This is a genomic window from Nonlabens marinus S1-08 (assembly GCF_000831385.1).
GTDB lineage: Bacteria > Bacteroidota > Bacteroidia > Flavobacteriales > Flavobacteriaceae > Nonlabens > Nonlabens marinus.
Window position 1 is genome coordinate 2,617,497 of record NZ_AP014548.1, and the last position, 19,405, is coordinate 2,636,901.

The window sequence follows — 19,405 nt, forward strand, 5'->3', positions numbered from 1 at the left end:
ACTAATAGTAGGCTAATGAAAAAACCAAGATTACGTCGTAAAGCAACGCCTAAATCTCGCAACAGCGTCTTTCAGCCACCTGGAACTATTTCCTATGTAGGTGAAGATCGCACGGAGAAGGTAGCTACTGAAACCATTCTTTACGACGAGAAAGAGTTTAAAAAGCTAGAAGGTATTTTTCTGGATAAATTAGAGGATGATCAAGTGAATTGGTTCAATGTGGACGGTGTGCATGAAATTGATCTCTTGGAAAAAGTGGGAAGTAAATTTCACTTACACCACTTGCTACTGGAAGACATTGCCAATACCACTCAACGTCCTAAAACCGAATTCTACGAAGAATGCATTTACCAATGCATAAAAATGATCAGCTACGACCCTGAGGAAAATGAAATCAATCAGGAACAGGTGAGTATTTTACTTACCAATCATGCAGTAATTACATTTCAAGAAAAAACGGGCGATGTGTTTGAAAATATACGGGAGCGCATTGAGCAGTCCCGTGGTAGAATACGATATAGTAACAATGACTACTTGTTTTATGCATTAATAGACAGTGTTATTGATCATTATTTTATAGCTGTGGAGCAAATAGGAGAATACCTAGACCAGCTCGAAGATGAGATTTTTGATGATCCTCAAAAATCATCTCTAGAACGTGTGCAAAAAAACAAACGCATGTTGCTTACTCTACGCAGGGCAATATTCCCATTGAGAGAGTCTATCAGCCGTTTACTTAAAGAGGATTCTAAATTTATTGACCCACAAATTAAGAGTTACTTTCAGGATGCCTATGATCACTGCATTCAAATCATTGAAACAGTAGAATCCTATCGCGAGATCAATGGTGGGTTGAGGGATATGTATTTATCCAGTGTAAGCCACAAGATGAATCAGATCATGCAGGTGCTAACAATTATGTCTTCCATATTTATTCCCTTGACATTCTTAGCTGGAATTTATGGGATGAATTTTGACCATATTCCTGAATTGCACTGGGAGCATGGCTACCGTTACTTCTGGATATTAAGCGGCTGTATGTTTGTTGCATTGCTCGGTTTTTTCAAGTGGAAAAAGTGGCTTTAATTTGTAGGTAAATTCTTTTTGGCACGCGAATTGTAAAGTATATAGGGAAGGTAAATTATAAGAGTAAGTTGCTTTCATAAAGTTTTTTGGTTGGTTAGTGGGAAATCTCGAGATGTCTTTCGACTCTCGGGATTTCCTCGTTTATAGAGAACCGTTTCATTAAAATTCCGGTTACTTTTGAAATTCAATTTTTGCCCATGAAAAGACTTCTTTCCATACTCATTCTATTTGCCCTATCTAGTTGTGAAAATAGCAAAGAAAAAAATATAGAGCAGCCAGCAATAACTACTGTTGACAAAGTATTTCCCGAAGATTTTCTAGGCATTTATAAAGGTGACCTACAAATCACATCTAGCAACGGAACTTCACAAATTCCCATGGAATTTCATCTATCCAAAACAGACACCGTCGACAAATTCAATTACAAAATCTTCTATGGAAAAGAACGTGATCCTAGAAACTACAATTTAGAACGCACACACAACCCTAATCTATTTCTAGTAGATGAGAACAATGGTATTGTACTAGAAAGCGCCTATGCAGATCATACCTTGTACAGCACCTATGAAGTGATGGGTAACTTATTGCACAGTACGGAGATCTTCTACGACGATAAAATGGAATTTATGATCGCCATGGCTCGAATCCAAGACACCTCAATGACAGGTAATGAGGAAAGCGCCATAGTGAAGAATTACCCCATGTCAGTGCTGCAGCGAGCGACGCTCTACAAGCAAACCGACTCCACTCGTACAAAATAAAAAAGTCCCGCTTAATGCAGGACTTTTAGTGTATGGTTCGCTTTCGCGAAAGCGAAATAACTATTATTTATGCAAACGCCTCAGCAACTGCTGCACTCAATCTCTTATAAACGCCAGAATCCAAGCGATCGCGTATAGCATCAAACGCATCTAGTGTTACTTCTATATCTTCCATGGTGTGGGTAGCCGTTGGAATCAATCTCAATAAGATCAGCCCTTTAGGTATTACTGGATACACTACAATCGAACAGAAGATACCGTAGTTCTCACGCAAATCTTTAACCAGCGCCATAGCTTCTGGTATACTTCCTTTAAGGTACACTGGAGTCACACAGCTTTGCGTGGTTCCTATATCAAAGCCACGTTTCTTAAGACCAGACTGCAATGCATTTACATTTTCCCAAAGCTTTTCTTTCAACTCTGGCATAGAACGTAACATATCTAGACGTTTCAAAGCACCTATCACTAACTGCATTTGCAATGACTTTGCAAACATCTGTGAACGTAAGTTGTACTTTAGGTAGTCCATTATTTCTTTATCAGCAGCAATGAATGCTCCTGTACTGGCAAGGGATTTTGCAAAAGTTGCAAAATAAACATCGATGCCATCTTGAATACCTTGCTCCTCGCCTGCTCCGGCACCGGTTTTACCTAGTGTTCCAAAACCGTGCGCATCGTCCACAAAAAGTCTGAACTTATACTTGTCTTTAAGGGCTACAATCTCTTTCAATTTCCCTTGCTCTCCACGCATCCCAAATACACCTTCAGAAATAACGAGGATTCCGCCGCCAGTTTCTTCAGCAAGTTTGGTAGCTCGCTGTAAGTTTTTCTCGATACTATCCAGATCATTGTGCACATAAGTGAAGCGCTTCCCCTGGTGAAGTCGTACCCCATCAATAATACATGCATGAGCATCGACGTCATATACGATCACATCGTCTTTAGACACTAGCGCATCTATGGTAGACATACATCCCTGATAACCGAAGTTTAATAAATAAGCCGCTTCCTTGTCCACAAATTGAGCAAGTTCACGCTCTAGTTGTTCATGCAAGTCTGTATGACCGCTCATCATTCGAGCGCCCATTGGGTAAGCACTACCATATTCAGCAGCAGCTTCTGCATCTACTTTGCGAACTTCAGGGTGATTGGCTAATCCTAGGTAGTCGTTAACACTCCAGGTAATAACCTCGCGCCCGTTGAAACGCATGCGGTTTGAGATAGGTCCTTCTAGCTTAGGAAACACAAAATAACCCTCTGCAATAGAAGCCCATTTTCCTAGTGGTCCTTTGTCCGCATAAATTTTATCAAATAAGTCTTTCATCGTCAAAATTAAGCTGCAAATATACGATACAAAACGCAGATCTCCTATGCTATAATAGGCATAGAAAATTTGATATTAGTTGATAATCTGTTGATAACTAATAGGTTGTATGGATAAGTTCGCTTTCGCGAAAGCGAACTCATTAAACCTCTAACCACCTCAAAATAAGGAGGTTTACTTAATATACTCAATATGCTGCTCTGCCGCAGTAGAAACTGAATCAAAGAACCCTTGATCCTGCATCCATTTGTCGTTGTATATTTTACTCATATAACGAGACCCGTGATCTGGGAATATCACCACAACCACAGCATCCTCACCAAAGGCATTTTCTTTAACCAATTGTTTTACCGCTTGCATCGCTGCACCACTGGTATAACCTACGAACAATCCTTCAGTCTGTGAAATTTTACGTGCCATGTGGGCAGCGTCTTCATCCTTCACTTTTGTGAAGCTGTCAATCACATCAAAATCAGTCGCTGTTGGAATCAAGTTTTTACCCAACCCTTCAATACGATACGGGTAAATTTCATTCTTATCGAATTCTTGAGTTTCGTGAAACTTTTTAAGTACACTACCGTACGCATCAACTCCTAAGATTTGCACATTAGGATTTTGTTCCTTGAGGTATTTTGCAGTTCCAGAAATGGTACCACCTGTACCGCTACATGCTACTAAATGAGTGATTTTTCCAGCCGTTTGTTTCCAGATCTCTGGACCAGTGGACATATAATGAGCTTCCGTATTCAGCTCATTAAAGTACTGATTGATATAAATACTGTTTTTTATTTCTTCATGCAGTCGTTTAGCAACCTCGTAATAGCTGCGAGGATCGTCTGCACTCACGTTTGCTGGACACACATATACTTTAGCGCCCATCGATTTAAGCATGTCGATCTTATCAGCACTGGACTTAGAACTCACGGCTAGAATACAATCATAGCCTTTAATACGGCTTACCATGGCGATACTGAATCCTGTATTACCTGAAGTCGTTTCTATAATGGTGTCGCCAGGCTTAAGAAGTCCTTTATTTTCTGCCTGCTCTATAATATGTAATGCAATTCGATCTTTAGAGGAATGTCCTGGATTGAAAGACTCCACCTTAGCATAATAATCGCCAGGAAAGCCGTCAACGGTTTGGGATAGTTTGATTAGGGGGGTTTCTCCTATTAACTCAAGAACATTGTTGTACGCCTGAATTTGTCCGCTCATATAATGTGTTTTTGTCGAGTGCTAAAAAAGCGCAAAACGTTGCAAATCTACATAATTTTTTAGTTGCTCACTTTTTGCTCCATATCGATCAAAAAGGCAAATTCAATAGCTACCTCTTTCAAAGCATCATATCTTCCTGATGCACCGCTATGACCGCTAGACATATCTGTCTTAAAAAGAATGACTTGACTCCCTTTTTGGTGGTCTCTCAAACGTGCTACCCATTTTGCCGGTTCCCAATATTGAACTTGGCTGTCATGGTAGCCTGTAGTAACGAGCACATTAGGATATTCCCTATCGGCAACCTGATCGTATGGAGAATAACTCAACATATACTCATAGCTATCCTTATGATTTGGATTTCCCCACTCGTCGTACTCTCCTGTCGTTAAAGGTATGGTATCATCTAGCATGGTACTTACGACATCTACAAAAGGTACGGCACTCAAAATCCCGTTGTACAACTGGGGCGCTAGATTCATGATAGCTCCCATTAACAAACCACCTGCAGATCCACCGCTGGCATAAAGGTGTCCCGCTTTCGCGAAAGCGTGCTCTATTAAATACTCACTACAAGCCACAAAATCAGTAAAAGTGTTCATCTTTTGAAACATCTTTCCCTGATCGTACCATTCGCGGCCTAGATATTCACCGCCACGCACATGAGCGATGGCAAAAATAAAACCTCGATCCAGCAAACTCAATCGGGAAATGGAAAAGTACGGGTCAATCGTATGCCCATAACTTCCATAGCCGTATTGTAAGGTAGGATTTCCATCTGCTTTGCGCATGTCCTTTTTATATACAAGACTGATAGGGATTTTTACACCATCTTTAGCAGTGGCCCAAACACGTTCTGACCCATAGTTTTCAGGGTCAAATTCTCGATCTTCAATTTCTTGAGTCTTCAAAATTTTCTCTTCCCTTGTACGCATATTAAATTCAATGACCGATGGTGGCATGGTCAAAGAGTTATATCCATAACGCAATACTTCAGAATCAAACTGAAAATTAGCACTGGTGTAGGCTGTATAAGTCTCGCTAGAAAATGGCAAGAAATAATCTGTAGTTCCATCCCAGGACTTGATCCGGATTCTATTCAGACCATTAAAGCGATCTGTCACCACCATGTAATCTTTAAAAATATCGAGATCTTCTAGCAAGGATTTAGGATCATGAGGGATCAGGTCTACCCAATTCTCCATTTGCGCAGTCTCGATAGCGGTTCTCATCACTTTAAAATTGAACGCGTCATCCTTATTAGTCATGATGTAGAAATGATCCCCATAGTGAGAAGCACTATACTCCATTTCTTCCTGACGCTCTTGAATAATTTGAAACGAGCTGTCCGGCTTATCTGCATCAATGAATCGGATCTCATCACTTAAGGTGGATGAGGATTTGATCATGATGTATTTAGCAGACATGGTTTTGTATACAAAACAGTTGAAGGTATCTTCAGTCTCTTCGTAAATCACTTGCGCCTGATCCACATCTTGATCCAATCGATACTTAAATATCTTATCAGCTCGAAGTGTTTGTGGATCTTTGCGTACAAAAAACAACGTGTGATTATCATTAGCCCAAACGGAACTTCCTGTCGTTCCCAGAACAGCATCTGCCTTGATCTCGCCGGTCTCAAGATTTTTCACAAACAAGGAATATTCCCTTCTTCCTACCGCATCAATACCATAGGCCACTAAATTGTTATTAGGAGAGACATTGATTCCAGATAATTTGAAAAAATCATGTCCTTGAGCCATCTCATTGACATTAAAAAGTAACTCAACTTTATCAGTTCCATCCTTACGACGGTAATAATATGGATAGGACTCTCCCTTTTCCATTTTAGTGAAGTACCAGTAATCATTGTATAAGTAAGGTACGGACTCATCATCTTCTTTCAACCTACCTTTAATTTCTTCAAAAAGATCTTGCTTAAGGTCTGCCGTATGCGCAGTCATTTGCTCATAGTACTCATTTTCCTCATTCAAATAACTAATGACCTCAGGAGCATCTCGCTCTTTCATCCAGTGGTAGTTATCTAATCGCTGGTGATCGTGAATCTCGTGAACGTGGGGTATTTTTTTGGCTCTTGGGGCTTTGATATCCATAGGGAATTGTAGTCGTGTAAAATAAGCGCGCAAGATAATCAAAGGTTAAGTGATGCTCTAGATTCTAGGGAGTTGTTATTTTTGTGGCTTACAATTCAAAAGCAAGATTATGTTAGGAGATATGATGGGGATGATGGGCAAGCTCAAAGAAACCCAACAAAAAGTAGAAGATACTAAGAAGAGAATGAGTACCGTATTGATCGATGAGAAATCAAGTGATGGACTCATCAACATTACCGTAACTGCAGATCGTCAAATCAAAACCATAGAGATCGCAGACGAATTGCTAGAAGATAAAGAGCAATTAGAAGATTACCTGATTCTTAATTTGAATAAAGCCCTGAACCGTGCTTCAGAAATTTACGATAAAGAGGTAGCTGCCGTAGCGTCTGAAGGAATGCCAAATATTCCTGGGATGGATATGTTTAAGTAAGGGGTTGATGATGGGGTGATTTCATGATGAATCTTAATGATTCTGTCATGCTGAACTCGTTTCAGCATCTCTTGAAATGAAGTACAAAATTGATCGATAACAGGATGGTATGCCCATTTGGGAACTCAAAATTCTGTTTTGAGACAGATCACGAACTCTCACGTGGAAGACCCTGAAATAAATTCAGGGTGACAGTCAATAATTGGGATTGAATAAATAGAAATTAGCAATTTAGGATTTGCGTAGCAAATTAATAATCGGAAATTTTTCAAGTTCAAGTTCAAGTTCAAGTTCAAACTTAGATATAATTTTAAATTTAGATTTAAGCAGAAAACTTACCCATCACTTCCATAAACTGCTCATGCTGCGCATCGGTATAATCCAAGTGGGTTACTAAGCGCAACTTGCCTTGTCCCATATTACTGATGATGATGTCGTTTTTTGCGCAATAAGCACTCACCGCTTTCTCATCAAAGACCTCAAAAATCACAATGTTGGTTTCCACAGGTTCTACCTTTTTCACCCACGTCTGTCCTTCTAGAAATAGGCCTAATTCGGTTGCTTTGCGGTGATCATCATTAAACCGTTCCATGTTATGATCTAACGCATATAAGGCTGCTGCTGCCATGAAACCTGTTTGACGCATGCCGCCGCCTAATACCTTACGCACTCGCATGGCTTTTTCCATTAGCGGATTTTTACCCGCAAGTACCGTTCCTAGCGGAGTCCCCATTCCTTTAGAAAAACATACAGAAACAGTGTCAAACAGCTCTCCATATTCCTTTGGATCCTGATTCGTTTTTACAATAGCATTCCACAAACGTGCGCCGTCCAGATGCAATCCCAGGCCATGCTTTACACACACTGCTTTGATCTCCTTAACTACTTCCCAATCATAACAAGCACCACCGCCTTTATTGGTTGTGTTTTCTAAACAAACTAAAGTTGTCAATGGACTGTGGTAAAAATCTGGCGGATTGATCGCCTCTTCCACTTGGGTAGCGGTAACCATCCCGCGAGAACCGTCCAACAATTTACAGGAAACCCCACTATTGAAAGAAACACCACCACCCTCATAGTTATAAACATGCGCATATTTATCACATATCAATTGCTCTCCAGGTTGTGTGTGCATTTTGATAGCGGCTTGATTTGCCATACTTCCCGTTGGAAAAAACAGCGCATCGTCCATTCCAAATAATTCCGCCACACGGCGTTCTAATTCATTTACCGTGGGGTCTTCCTTATATACATCATCGCCAACTTCCGCATGAAACATGGCGTCCAGCATGGCAGGGCTTGGTTTTGTTACCGTATCACTTCTTAAATCAATCATGGAATCTATTTAATCTTAAGTTTGTTACATTGTGAAACATCTTGTGGCTCAATACTCTTTTTTAGTTCGCTTTCGCGAAAGCGAAAAACCCACAAATCACGAGATAAATTTAAAGCTCTTTGCACACTTAAGCACAGTCAAACACCAATTAAAAAGGGATTTTAGCTGTATTTTTGTGCTCCAAATTATTTGACTTATATGATCACAGCAGACCAAATCGCGCAATTGAAGGAACGTACCGCAGCGTTGAAGGATTATCTGCAAATCGAGGCCAAGCAAATCGAGATTACGAATCTCGAGGAGAAAACCTTTTCTCCAGATTTTTGGAACAATTCCAAAGAAGCCGAAGCGATCATGAAAATCCTGCGCAACAAAAAAGCATGGACGACTGATTATGCTACTGCGGTGACTTTAGGAGAAGATCTGGAAGTACTCTACGAATTTTATAAGGAAGATGAAGCAACGGAAGAGGACGTGATTTCTAAATTCAATGCCGCAACAGAACTAGTTGAAAAACTAGAATTTAAGAACATGCTTTCTAACGAGGGCGATGATTTTAGTGCCGTATTGCAAATCACAGCCGGTGCTGGTGGGACTGAGTCCTGTGACTGGGCTGAAATGTTGATGCGCATGTACATCATGTGGGCAGAAAAGAGCGGCTATAAGGTCAAGGAACTTAACTTTCAGGCTGGTGATGTGGCTGGTATAAAAACAGTGACGCTGGAGATTGAAGGCGATTACAGTTTTGGATGGCTGAAAGGTGAAAATGGTGTTCATAGATTAGTACGTATTTCTCCATTTGATTCAAATGCTAAAAGACATACCTCTTTTGCGTCAGTTTATGTATATCCACTAGCAGATGATACCATAGAAATTGATATCAATCCAGCAGATATTTCTTGGGATTTCGCTCGTTCTAGCGGTGCTGGTGGACAAAATGTAAACAAGGTAGAAACTAAAGCGATCTTAACACACCATCCTTCAGGTATCATTATCCATAATTCTGAGACTCGATCTCAACTAGAGAACCGGGAGAAAGCCATGCAAATGCTGAAGTCTCAATTGTACGAGATTGAATTGCAGAAACAAAATGCAGCTCGAGATGAAATTGAATCTGGCAAAATGAAGATTGAATGGGGTTCTCAAATACGTAATTATGTATTGCATCCTTACAAGCTGATCAAAGATGTGCGTACCGCTCACGAAACTGGGAACGTAGATGCAGTACTCAATGGCGATTTAGATGCCTTTTTGAAAGCATTCCTCATGTCGACAGGTCAAGAAAAACCTTCAGACCAACTTTAGGTTTATCTTGTTAACACGGTATTATAATTTATAAGCTTTCCTTTAACTTAAACTTAGCATAAGCCGCTTAATCCAATGAACAGTTTTGCCGTCATAGATCAAAGACCAAAACTCTCATGAAATACACTCTTACCTCTTTATGTTTATTCCTTTCTTTTTATTTGTATGCACAAGGAAATATGCAAGTATCTGGAAAACTAATAGATAAAGCCACTCAAACTCCACTTGAATTTGCCACCGTCTCTCTCATAAGTAATGACCCTGATGTCTCACCACAAGGTGGAGTTACAGATTTAGATGGAAATTATTTGTTTACGGTTACACCTGGAACTTACACTGTCAAATGGGAATTTATTTCTTTTAAACCTTTGACTCGAACTAATGTTTCGATCACAGAGAATATCGATTTTGGAATTCTGGCCCTAGAACAAGATGTGGATCAACTAGATGCAGCAATTGTTGTGGCAGAGAAAACTACAGTAGACTTAAGATTAGATAAGAAAATATATAATATAGGTAAGGATCTCACGGTTCGCGGTGGTACTGTAAGTGATGTGCTTGATAATGTTCCTTCAGTATCTGTAGATGTGGAAGGAAATGTAGCATTAAGAGGTAACAACAGCGTTCGAATTTTGATCGATGGTCGCCCTAGTGCTTTAGTAGGCATTAATGGAGCGGAGGCATTACGCCAAATCCCGTCAGAAGCTATTGAAAGAGTAGAAGTTATTACATCTCCCAGTGCGAGGTATGATGCTGAAGGCACTGCTGGTATCATAAATATTATTCTAAGGAAAAATAGAATTCAAGGTTTTAACGGGTCTATAAATTTAAATGGTGGGTACCCAGAACGTTATGGCGCATCAGTCAACTTAAATTATCGTACCAATAAATGGAATCTATTTACAAATACAGGCTACAGGTACCGGACTTCTCCTGGGAATGCCTCCTCAGAAACTCAATTTCTGTTTCCTGACGGTGTTCAAACTACAGATAATGTTTTCATTAATGAGCAGCGTGACTTTGATAGATTGGGTAGAAACTATTTTACCAGTTTTGGAGCTGAATATTTCATTAATGACAACAGCAGTATAGTTGGTAATATTGTTTATCGCTTAGATAACGATGATGATGTAACCACGAATGACATCCAGCGTTTTGATGAAAACATGAATCTTAATGAACGTACGATAAGAGAAGAGCAAGAGGCTGAGGATGAAACAGATCTTCAATTTTCATTAGATTATCAAAACGATTTAGATGAAAATGGACAAAAATTAATAGCCACAGCACAGTTTTCAACCTCAGTAGAAGATCAACAAGCAAATATTTTAGAAACAGAGACCACTACCAACACCATTAATGATGTTGAGCGGACTCTTGAACAAGAAGATGAAACTGAAGGTCTCATTCAAATAGACTGGGAAAAACCCGTTGGTGAAAATATTCAATATGAAGCGGGTTATCGAGGTAATTATCGCGATATCACAAATAGCTTTTTCTTAGAAGAACGACAGGTATTTCCTAACGGCCCACTCGTACCGGATGCTGGTTTGAATAATACTTTTCAATATGAGGAATTTGTAAATGCTGTTTATGGTCAATATGGGCAAAAATTTGGGGAATTCTCATTTTTAGCTGGATTGAGGTTTGAACAAACTAATATCGCCATCGATCAGGAAACTACAGATGTTACTGACAAAAAGGATTACAGTAGTTTCTTTCCTACAGTCAATTTAGGTTACGAATTACAAGAGGGAGAAAACTTCACCCTAGGTTTTAATAGAAGGGTGCGCCGTCCAAGAGGTAGAAGTTTAAATCCTTTTCCAAGTAGATCGAGTGAAGCAAGTATTTTCCAAGGAAATATTGATTTGAACCCAACCTTTTCCAATCAACTCGATCTCGGCTACTTAAGAAGGTGGGAAAAGTTAACCCTGAGCACTTCTATATACTTCAACCGCAGTACGGATAATGTAGAAACCATTCAAGAACAGACAGGACAAGTAACAGATAATGGCGATCAGGTAATACGCAGAACCCCAGTGAACCTTTCAACTGAAGAACGTTTAGGTTACGAACTTACTCTCACCTACAACCCTTTTAAGTGGTGGACTATCAATTCTGATTTAAATGTTTTTAGAGTAGAAACAGATGGTGAATTCCAGAGTCAAAATTTTGACTTTGTCAATACCACCTATTTCGTAAGACTAAATCAAAAATTTGAATTACCTGAGGAAATTGACTTCCAGGCGCGTATTAATTACCGCGGCGCCTCTGAAAATGCACAAGGGTCTCAAAATGGGATTGCTACAATAAACCTCGCAGCGAGTAAAGATATTTTGCAGGGTCAGGGATCACTCACCTTTAACGTTAGTGATTTATTAAATGCAAGACGCAGGGAATCTACCACTGTTACACCTAATTTTATTTCGGATAGTGCTTTCCAGTATAGGGAACGTCAATTTACCATGGCATTCGTCTATACATTCAATCAAAGAAAAAAAGAAAATCAAGAACGTGGCGGTGATGAAGAGGAGTATGAGTTTGAAGGTTAGAACAATTAACAATTCATAGTGATTTTAAACAGTTTTATAATGACACATTTGTCTAAACTTAATTAATCATGAAAAAAATTCTTTTTACGCTGGCTCTAGCTCTAGGAGCTACAGTAGCAACTCAAGCTCAAGAAATTTCCAATAATGCAATCGGCCTACGTTTAGGTGATGGCGATGGATTTGGTACTGAAATATCCTACCAACGCGCTCTAGGTGGTAACAACAGACTAGAATTGGATTTAGGTATTGAATATGGTAATCGATACGACGCTTTTAGAATCACTGGTGTATACCAATGGTTATGGAATATTGAAGGCGGATTCAACTGGTATGCTGGTGTAGGTGGTGGTTTAGGAAGCATTGATTTTGACGATGATTTCCCAGGACGTGACCGTAATGACGATGATAGCGAGATATTCATATTTGCCGCTGGTCAAGTAGGTATCGAGTATAATTTTGACTTCCCTATAATTCTTTCTTTGGATGTAAGACCAGAAATCTATTTTGCAGATTACCGCGATGATTTAGAATTAGACGTTGCCTTAGGTATCCGTTATCAATTCTAGAACGAGAAACTAATAAACAGAAAAGCGACTTCAATGAAGTCGCTTTTTTTATGCACTATTTTTTTGTCACTATAAGTTCAAGACTTTCATGTAAAGTTTCTCATACTGTGGTATGATTAGATTAATGTCAAATTGTCCCGCTTTCGCGAAAGCGGCATTCTTAAAATTATTAAGTACATCGTCGTCTTTGAGGATCTTGATAGCATTTTGCGCCATTTCCTCCACGTTGCCTACATCGCTGGTAAATCCAGTAACTCCGTTCTCGTTAACCTCTGGCAATCCTCCTGTGTTAGAAGAAATAACTGGAGTACGATTTGCCATCGCCTCTAAAGCAGCAAGTCCAAAGCTTTCTTTCTCTGACGGAAGTATAAACAAGTCTGAAAAGCAAAGGATCCTATCAATCTCGTTACTGTTTCCTAACCATTTGATCTTGAGTTGCAATTTACGACTGCGAGCATATTCCTCTGCCTCTGCACGTTCTGGGCCGTCACCTACCATAATCAATATGCTAGGTATTTCCTTCTCTACCTTTTCAAATATTTTGATGATGTCCTTAATTCTTTTTACGGGACGCATGTTACTAATGTGAGTGATAATACGCTCTTGAGGGAACGCCATAATAGATCGATCGCAGTCATTAAATTCTGTCTTGTACAGAGACATGTCTATAAAATTAGGCACCACATCAATATGCTGTCTGATATCAAATAGTTCTAGTGTATCTGTTTTTAGACTCTCAGACACTGATGTCACTACATCGCTATGATTTATACTGAAAGTAACCGACGGCTTGTACCCAGGATGATTTCCTACCAGTGTGATATCTGTACCGTGCAAGGTGGTCACCATGGGCAATTGTATACCCACATCCTTCAACATTTGCTGCGCCATGTATCCTGCATAAGCATGCGGGATGGCATAATGCACATGGAGCACATCGATCCCAAACTCTTGAACAACGTTCACTAGTTTACTGCTTAAGGCTAAGTCGTATGGCTGATAGTGGAACAACGGGTACTCTTCTACATCCACTTCATGAAAATAAATTTTTTGAGAGAGCAGCTCTAACCTTACAGGCATCCTATAAGTCACAAAATGAATCTCATGTCCACGATGCGCTAAGGCTGTTCCTAACATGGTGGCGACTACACCACTACCTCCAAAAGTTGGGTAACAAACAATGGCAATTTTCATGAGACTTTAATTTTATTGAATGATTGAGTCATATATGATTTGCTGAATATTCGTTCTAATATTTTTTGAGATCAAGAAGCGATTGTCCGCATCTGGATACACGCGGTTGGATAAAAATACATATACCAACTCCTCTTTTGGGTCTGCCCAGGTGAAGGCTCCAGTAAATCCACTGTGTCCAAAACTGGAGTCACTGGTACAATTACAGGTGTTTCCAACGCTATCTAACGCAGGTTTGTCCAATCCGATTCCTCTTCTCACCTGATCACCTGCAAAATATCGATGATTGAATTTGTCAAAAGTTTCTGATTTAAAGTAGGTTTTCCCACCGTAAAATCCTTTTTGAAGGTACATCTGCATCATTTTAGCCACATCGTTTGCTGTTGAAAAAAGTCCAGCGTGACCACCTATACCACCTTGCATCGCCGCACCTTGGTCGTGAACATAACCACGGATTTGCTGTCTTCTGAAGGTCTGATCATTTTCAGTGGGGGCGATTTTATTTTTGGGGAATTTCTTTAAAGGCAAATACGTAGTGTGCGTCATACCCATAGACTGGTAAAAATGATCTTGTGTCAATTCATCCAGATTTTTCTTGTAATGCGATTCTAGATAATTCTTTAATATGTAATAAGGTAAATCACTGTATTTGTAATTGAGTTTGTCCAGCAACTCACTATTTGCTATTCGATTGAAAATAGTGTCCTTAACCATGGTACTGGCATAAAAGTGATCGGCTACTTCTATTGGATAAATGTCACTTCTAGTCGTAGAATAATACTCTTTTAAAGGTGTTGAATCTAAGCTGTCTAAGGTGTATTTATAAAAAGGAATCCATGCCTGTAATCGTGCATAGTGAGAAAGCATTTCCTTCAGCTTGATATCAGATTTATTAGTATGAGCAAGTTTAGCGTTTAATTTGCTCAAAGGTTCATTTAAGGAAATCACCTTACGATCTACCAGTTCCATCACCAGTGGTAAAGTCGCTAGAATTTTAGTGACTGATGCGATATCATACAAGTCTGTAGAAGACACAGGATCATCCTTTCCATAAGTATGTCCTCCATAAGTTTTATCAAAAATTACTTTTCCTTTACGCGCTACGAGAATTTGCATTCCAGGCGCTCCTTTGTTTTCAATTGTATATCGTGCAACCGAATCAATTTTAGCAAGTATTGCGGCTTTCATACCCACACTCGCAGGTGTATCGCCGTAAGACAGTCTACTAATTCCGTCCAACTGTAAACCATCACCTACATCAAATTTTCCTGCAGATACAGGCAGTCTACCCTTGATAGCTCTCGCGCCAAAAATCATTTGAGCACTAATTTGCTGGCTCCAATCGCTGTTTTGATACGACATGAGGATTGCTTCCATTGGGGCAGTGGCTTTAAGCTGGCTCAGCATATATGGATTCACAAAAGCATCAAAAATGACTCGGTGTTTCTTGCTTATTTCAGTTAACCAATTCAACTCTTTCGCTGTCAGTTTGTATGATTTCCAAGGCGTTTCATTACTGCGATGTGCACCTATGATTACGGTATTATAATCTGACAACATTTCTAGCATGGTGTTCAAATCATCTGTGATGATTTGATCGACATTGGCATACTTATTCAATTCCTTTAAAAACACAGCTCCAGAATCATCCCCTAAATGGACGTAAGCGATCCTTTTAGTCTCCAAGTTCTTGATGGGAAGTATTTTCTTTTCGTTTTTTAATAAAGTAATCGCTTGTTCCATGGCAGATTCATAAACCATATCATCTTCCTCCGTATGTAAATCTGCTACTAGATGTTCAGTATCTATGGGAACATATTGATGAAGACCTACTTTGTATTTGGCCATCAAAATCTTGCGAACACTTACCTCTAAGCGCTCCTTAGTGATTTCTCCCGTCTTGATAGCAGCATTGATCTTAGCAATTGCGGTTGGAATATCTTCAGAAATCAATAGCACATCGTTACCAGCCTTAAACGCTGCTAGATCAATATCTCCAGGTTTACTGAAGTTGCTCGCTCCTTTCATATTCAAAGCATCAGTAAAAATGAGACCTTCAAACTTGAGTTTATCAATAAGAAGATCTGTAACTACCTTCTTGCTGATGCTGGTTGGGTAACCTGATCTAGATTCTAAACTTGGTATATTTAAATGTGCCACCATCACACTAGCCAGACCATGATTAATCAAGCGGCGGTAGGGATATAATTCTATACTGTCTATGCGGGCTGCGGTAAAGTCTACCGTAGGTAAAGTTTTATGACTGTCTTGATCGGTATCGCCGTGTCCAGGAAAATGTTTGGCACAGGCTAATGTCCCTGTACTTTGCATCCCGTTCATAAATGCGTACGACTTTTGGGTGACGTTTTCTTTATTCTCGCCAAAACTGCGATTTCCAATTATAGGATTATCTGGATTTGTATTGATATCCACATCAGGCGCAAAATTGATGTGCACACCTAGTCGTTTACAATGTTCCCCTATTCGCTTACCCACTTCATAGCTGCTAGTAGAGGTTCTAGCCGCACCTAGTGTCATATTCCAGGGAAAAGCATACACACTGTCCAGTCGCATGGCCAGTCCCCATTCTGCATCCATGGCAATCATTAAAGGTGTTTTAGATTTGGATTGCAGCTCATTTGTCAAATGAGCTTGCTGCAATGGACCACCTTTAGAGAAGATGATTCCTCCTATTTTTTGTTGCTCTACTAATTTTCGAACCTTGTTGACGTGCGCTGCTTCTTTGTTAGAGAAAAGGTCTACCATAAATAGCTGACCAATGCGCTCCTCTTGCGATAGTGAAGAATACACGCTGTCCACCCAATGTTTCTGGGCGTCTTGATCTATGGTTACTAGTGGATTTAAAGTTTGTTGGGAGTTCGCTTTCGCGAAAGCGAATACCATCAACAACCAGTACATATTCTTCATCATAATCTTCTTAAAGGCTTGTAGGCAAAGGAAATCAAGAACTGTTCCCATAACCGAAATATACCTAAAAACCTAGGGATTGAAGAAGCCTAGGAAAGATATTTCCAGCTGTTTTTAACCAACTTACCAACCATCGTAAAACTATGATTTTAGTATTCTAAAAGAATCTACTATGCCAACTTTCAGAAGCTGGAACTTCCCAGTAATCTTTGTATTCACCTACCGTTTGTACCAGATTATTAAATACTATAGTATTTGCAGTTACAGATTTTGCCTTTGCCATTTTCCTGAAATCTGCAAGCTCTTTGTAAGCAACGTATGGTCCGTTTTTAAAGGATACGTTCATCTTATCCATCAAATCGATATCGAACTCCTTCTCTACCGCTTGAATAAAATGAACAGATGCATCAATAGAACATCCTGTAGCACCGGCTTCTGTCTGATCTAAACCTATGACAATAAATCGATTGTAAGGGATCTCGTAACCCGCTTTCAAATCCTTGCCGTGAGCGGTCCACTGCTGTAAGAATGCTTCTAGTTGCGGTCTCAAAATTTCTAATTCTTCATCACTTAAAGTGCGATTTGCCTGATAGATCCACACTCTAGCATCCTCTGGTAATTCTTGAAAATCTACGAACATAATTAATTGATTTTAGTCACTTTATGACGGAAGGCAAAGCCCATAAGGGAACCGAAAATTAGAAAAGTAAAAAAGTATTGAAATGGCTTAAATGGTTCGCCATCATAGTAATCCCATCCCGCTATTAGAATAACATTGAACAAACCACACAGAAATCCTGTGAAGAGGATTGATTTAAGAGGGCGTTTTTCAATCTTGTTTGGCATTCTTGCTCCTTAAGGTGTAATACGATATTAAGAAATAGACAATGAAATTGAGAATCAAAAAGGTGATAGTACGGGTAATATGGAAAACGTATTCTTCATCAAATGATAGAATCAATTCATAAAGGAAAGTACTTATGAATGATGCAATCAATGAAAATATAAATCGCAATTTGAGACTTGGTTTTTCCTTATTCATCTTCCAAAATGCCATAAATCAGCTATTGAACTTTAACCGCATTAAGAACTTTCATATAGCGATATTCCTTAATTCGATCATCGTATAGTTCTGATTCATAATATTCTAGAACGAAGTTCTTTTCCCCTTTCAAAGCTTCTTCAAAAAGCACTGGGTTATCTATTATGGTCAACCATAGCAAATTATGTTTTCTGCCATCCACATCAATTATTTTAAAAATGGGAAAGGTTCCCTTTTCTATTTCAGTGATTTTACCAACTACATAAGGTAATTCTTCATAAACCTCTTCTCCACTTGCTTCTGCTTCTTGATTTTTTTTCCTATTTAACCCTAAGAATAGATCTGGGCAAGTGGTGGCAGCAACAATTCCAACCTGTTCCCATAAGGCTCTATTGGCCTCCATATCAGTATCTAATTTAAAACCAAGTTCATTCAATGTGTTCTTATTATCGCCATAAAACTTTAAGCCGCAAGAGGAAAAGATATTTGTTGCTTCAGCAACTGAAGCGTTTTTAAACTCATCACTTTTGAAATTCGAACATTCACAAATATGGTCTGCAATTATTCTATAGGCCTTATCAAGATCACCTTGAGCATGTGAAAAAGAAAAGATGAGTACAGTAACTAGTGATATTAAAATTCGTTTCATTCTATAAATCTTCCGCATTAGCAATCATTTCAGCGACATCTAGAACTTCTACTTTTCCTTCTTGATTTGCAGCTTTTATTCCATCAGTCATCATCGTGTTACAAAATGGACAGGCGGCAACGATTACCTCAGCTCCAGTGTCCAGAGCTTCTTCTGTGCGTTCTATATTGACGTCCTTTTTTCCTGGCTCTGGTTCCTTAAACATTTGGCCACCACCAGCGCCGCAACACAAGCCATTGCGCTTGCTGCGTTTCATTTCTACTAATGCTGCATCTAACTTTTCAATCAGGTCTCTTGGAGCTTCATAAATATCATTAGCACGTCCTAAATAACATGGATCGTGATAGGTGATTTTTTTACCCTTAAACTTACCTCCTTCAATAGTGAGTCTTCCTGTAGCAATAAGATCTTTAAGAAATGAGGTATGGTGAATCACTTCATAATTACCACCCAACTCTGGATACTCATTTTTCAAGGTATTGAAACAGTGTGGACAGGCGGTAACGATGCGCTTGATCTCGTACCCGTTAAGTACTTCAATGTTCATCATCGCTTGCATCTGGAATAAAAACTCGTTACCGGCTCTTTTTGCCGGGTCACCTGTACAGCTTTCCTCTGCTCCTAGTACGGCAAATTCAACACCTGCTTTATTTAAAAGTTTTACGAATGCTTTCGTAATTTTTTTGGAACGATCATCAAAACTACCGCTACATCCTACCCAAAATAGGACCTCAGGTTGTTTTCCCTGTGCAATAAATTCTGCTACCGTTGGTACTTTTATAGTTTCACTCATTTCTTAGTTATTCAGAATGTTGAATTGAGAATTCAGAGTCATGACGTTTATGCTGTACTTTAAAACATCAAATGAAGCACTGAAACTGAATGTATTTCGCTTTCGCG

15 protein-coding genes are annotated in these 19,405 nt (G+C 39.3%); 6 read left to right on the forward strand and 9 right to left on the reverse strand.

Annotated elements, in window-relative coordinates:
* Positions 1 to 15: 15 nt before the first annotated feature.
* Both corA and NMS_RS12020 read left to right on the forward strand, forming a co-directional pair.
* On the forward strand, positions 16 to 1,086 hold the full coding sequence (gene corA, locus NMS_RS12015) for a magnesium/cobalt transporter CorA (protein ID WP_041497025.1): 1,071 nt from the start codon (positions 16 to 18) through the stop codon (positions 1,084 to 1,086).
* A 197-nt stretch (positions 1,087 to 1,283) separates the two neighbouring features.
* Complete coding sequence (locus NMS_RS12020) at positions 1,284 to 1,847, forward strand: hypothetical protein (RefSeq protein ID WP_041497026.1); 564 nt, start codon at positions 1,284 to 1,286, stop codon at positions 1,845 to 1,847.
* A gap of 67 nt (positions 1,848 to 1,914) precedes the next feature.
* Here the strand turns inward: NMS_RS12020 and NMS_RS12025 are convergent, their stop codons facing one another.
* The 3 genes from NMS_RS12025 to NMS_RS12035 all read right to left on the reverse strand — a co-directional run bounded on the left by NMS_RS12025 (position 1,915) and on the right by NMS_RS12035 (position 6,500).
* A complete protein-coding gene (locus NMS_RS12025; RefSeq protein ID WP_041497027.1) occupies positions 1,915 to 3,171 on the reverse strand; it encodes an aminotransferase class I/II-fold pyridoxal phosphate-dependent enzyme in 1,257 nt (418 codons plus the stop codon).
* 174 nt (positions 3,172 to 3,345) lie between these two features.
* Entirely contained in the window at positions 3,346 to 4,386 is a 1,041-nt protein-coding gene (locus tag NMS_RS12030) for a PLP-dependent cysteine synthase family protein (RefSeq protein WP_041497028.1), read from the reverse strand.
* Positions 4,387 to 4,445: 59 nt separating this feature from the next.
* Positions 4,446 to 6,500, reverse strand: coding sequence for a S9 family peptidase (locus NMS_RS12035; protein WP_041497029.1), 2,055 nt, complete (start codon positions 6,498 to 6,500; stop codon positions 4,446 to 4,448).
* A 109-nt stretch (positions 6,501 to 6,609) separates the two neighbouring features.
* Between NMS_RS12035 and NMS_RS12040 the strand changes: the two genes are divergently transcribed.
* Positions 6,610 to 6,933 carry a YbaB/EbfC family nucleoid-associated protein gene (locus NMS_RS12040; RefSeq protein ID WP_041497031.1) on the forward strand — a complete coding sequence of 108 codons (324 nt, stop codon included), beginning with the start codon at positions 6,610 to 6,612 and terminating at the stop codon, positions 6,931 to 6,933.
* A 322-nt stretch (positions 6,934 to 7,255) separates the two neighbouring features.
* Here the strand turns inward: NMS_RS12040 and NMS_RS12045 are convergent, their stop codons facing one another.
* The gene (locus tag NMS_RS12045) at positions 7,256 to 8,269 is read right to left on the reverse strand and encodes a threonine aldolase family protein (protein ID WP_041497032.1); all 1,014 of its coding nucleotides are present in this window, start codon (positions 8,267 to 8,269) and stop codon (positions 7,256 to 7,258) included.
* 198 nt (positions 8,270 to 8,467) lie between these two features.
* On the opposite strand from NMS_RS12045, the gene prfB reads away from it, so the two are divergent.
* From prfB to NMS_RS12060, 3 genes are all read left to right on the forward strand, one after another.
* Entirely contained in the window at positions 8,468 to 9,574 is a 1,107-nt protein-coding gene (gene prfB / locus NMS_RS12050) for a peptide chain release factor 2 (RefSeq protein WP_041497033.1), read from the forward strand.
* Positions 9,575 to 9,690: 116 nt separating this feature from the next.
* The gene (locus NMS_RS12055; protein WP_084217713.1) at positions 9,691 to 12,126 is read left to right on the forward strand and encodes an outer membrane beta-barrel family protein; all 2,436 of its coding nucleotides are present in this window, start codon (positions 9,691 to 9,693) and stop codon (positions 12,124 to 12,126) included.
* A gap of 68 nt (positions 12,127 to 12,194) precedes the next feature.
* Positions 12,195 to 12,692, forward strand: coding sequence for a hypothetical protein (locus tag NMS_RS12060; RefSeq protein ID WP_041497034.1), 498 nt, complete (start codon positions 12,195 to 12,197; stop codon positions 12,690 to 12,692).
* Between the two features lie 69 nt (positions 12,693 to 12,761).
* On the opposite strand, the gene bshA is transcribed toward NMS_RS12060, so the two are convergent.
* The 5 genes from bshA to NMS_RS12095 form a co-directional block, all read right to left on the reverse strand.
* A complete protein-coding gene (gene bshA, locus NMS_RS12065) occupies positions 12,762 to 13,886 on the reverse strand; it encodes an N-acetyl-alpha-D-glucosaminyl L-malate synthase BshA (RefSeq protein WP_041497035.1) in 1,125 nt (374 codons plus the stop codon).
* Between the two features lie 12 nt (positions 13,887 to 13,898).
* On the reverse strand, positions 13,899 to 16,865 hold the full coding sequence (locus NMS_RS12070; protein ID WP_231862394.1) for a glycoside hydrolase family 3 N-terminal domain-containing protein: 2,967 nt from the start codon (positions 16,863 to 16,865) through the stop codon (positions 13,899 to 13,901).
* A 106-nt stretch (positions 16,866 to 16,971) separates the two neighbouring features.
* On the reverse strand, positions 16,972 to 17,454 hold the full coding sequence (locus NMS_RS12075; protein ID WP_041497038.1) for a hypothetical protein: 483 nt from the start codon (positions 17,452 to 17,454) through the stop codon (positions 16,972 to 16,974).
* A gap of 424 nt (positions 17,455 to 17,878) precedes the next feature.
* Positions 17,879 to 18,505 carry a hypothetical protein gene (locus NMS_RS12090; protein ID WP_041497043.1) on the reverse strand — a complete coding sequence of 209 codons (627 nt, stop codon included), beginning with the start codon at positions 18,503 to 18,505 and terminating at the stop codon, positions 17,879 to 17,881.
* A gap of 1 nt (position 18,506) precedes the next feature.
* A complete protein-coding gene (locus NMS_RS12095) occupies positions 18,507 to 19,298 on the reverse strand; it encodes a (Fe-S)-binding protein (RefSeq protein WP_041497044.1) in 792 nt (263 codons plus the stop codon).
* Positions 19,299 to 19,405 lie beyond the last annotated feature (107 nt).

Bases quoted from the DNA above. Each gene is read 5' to 3' on its own strand.
- NMS_RS12045 (WP_041497032.1), bottom strand. From the start codon at position 8,269: ATGATTGATTTAAGAAGTGATACGGTAACAAAACCAAGCCCTGCCATG.
- NMS_RS12055 (WP_084217713.1), top strand. From the start codon at position 9,691: ATGAAATACACTCTTACCTCTTTATGTTTATTCCTTTCTTTTTATTTG.
- NMS_RS12020 (WP_041497026.1), top strand. From the start codon at position 1,284: ATGAAAAGACTTCTTTCCATACTCATTCTATTTGCCCTATCTAGTTGT.
- NMS_RS12090 (WP_041497043.1), bottom strand. From the start codon at position 18,505: ATGAAACGAATTTTAATATCACTAGTTACTGTACTCATCTTTTCTTTT.
- bshA (WP_041497035.1), bottom strand. From the start codon at position 13,886: ATGAAAATTGCCATTGTTTGTTACCCAACTTTTGGAGGTAGTGGTGTA.
- prfB (WP_041497033.1), top strand. From the start codon at position 8,468: ATGATCACAGCAGACCAAATCGCGCAATTGAAGGAACGTACCGCAGCG.
- NMS_RS12060 (WP_041497034.1), top strand. From the start codon at position 12,195: ATGAAAAAAATTCTTTTTACGCTGGCTCTAGCTCTAGGAGCTACAGTA.
- NMS_RS12070 (WP_231862394.1), bottom strand. From the start codon at position 16,865: ATGGGAACAGTTCTTGATTTCCTTTGCCTACAAGCCTTTAAGAAGATT.
- corA (WP_041497025.1), top strand. From the start codon at position 16: ATGAAAAAACCAAGATTACGTCGTAAAGCAACGCCTAAATCTCGCAAC.
- NMS_RS12095 (WP_041497044.1), bottom strand. From the start codon at position 19,298: ATGAGTGAAACTATAAAAGTACCAACGGTAGCAGAATTTATTGCACAG.
- NMS_RS12075 (WP_041497038.1), bottom strand. From the start codon at position 17,454: ATGTTCGTAGATTTTCAAGAATTACCAGAGGATGCTAGAGTGTGGATC.
- NMS_RS12035 (WP_041497029.1), bottom strand. From the start codon at position 6,500: ATGGATATCAAAGCCCCAAGAGCCAAAAAAATACCCCACGTTCACGAG.
- NMS_RS12030 (WP_041497028.1), bottom strand. From the start codon at position 4,386: ATGAGCGGACAAATTCAGGCGTACAACAATGTTCTTGAGTTAATAGGA.
- NMS_RS12025 (WP_041497027.1), bottom strand. From the start codon at position 3,171: ATGAAAGACTTATTTGATAAAATTTATGCGGACAAAGGACCACTAGGA.
- NMS_RS12040 (WP_041497031.1), top strand. From the start codon at position 6,610: ATGTTAGGAGATATGATGGGGATGATGGGCAAGCTCAAAGAAACCCAA.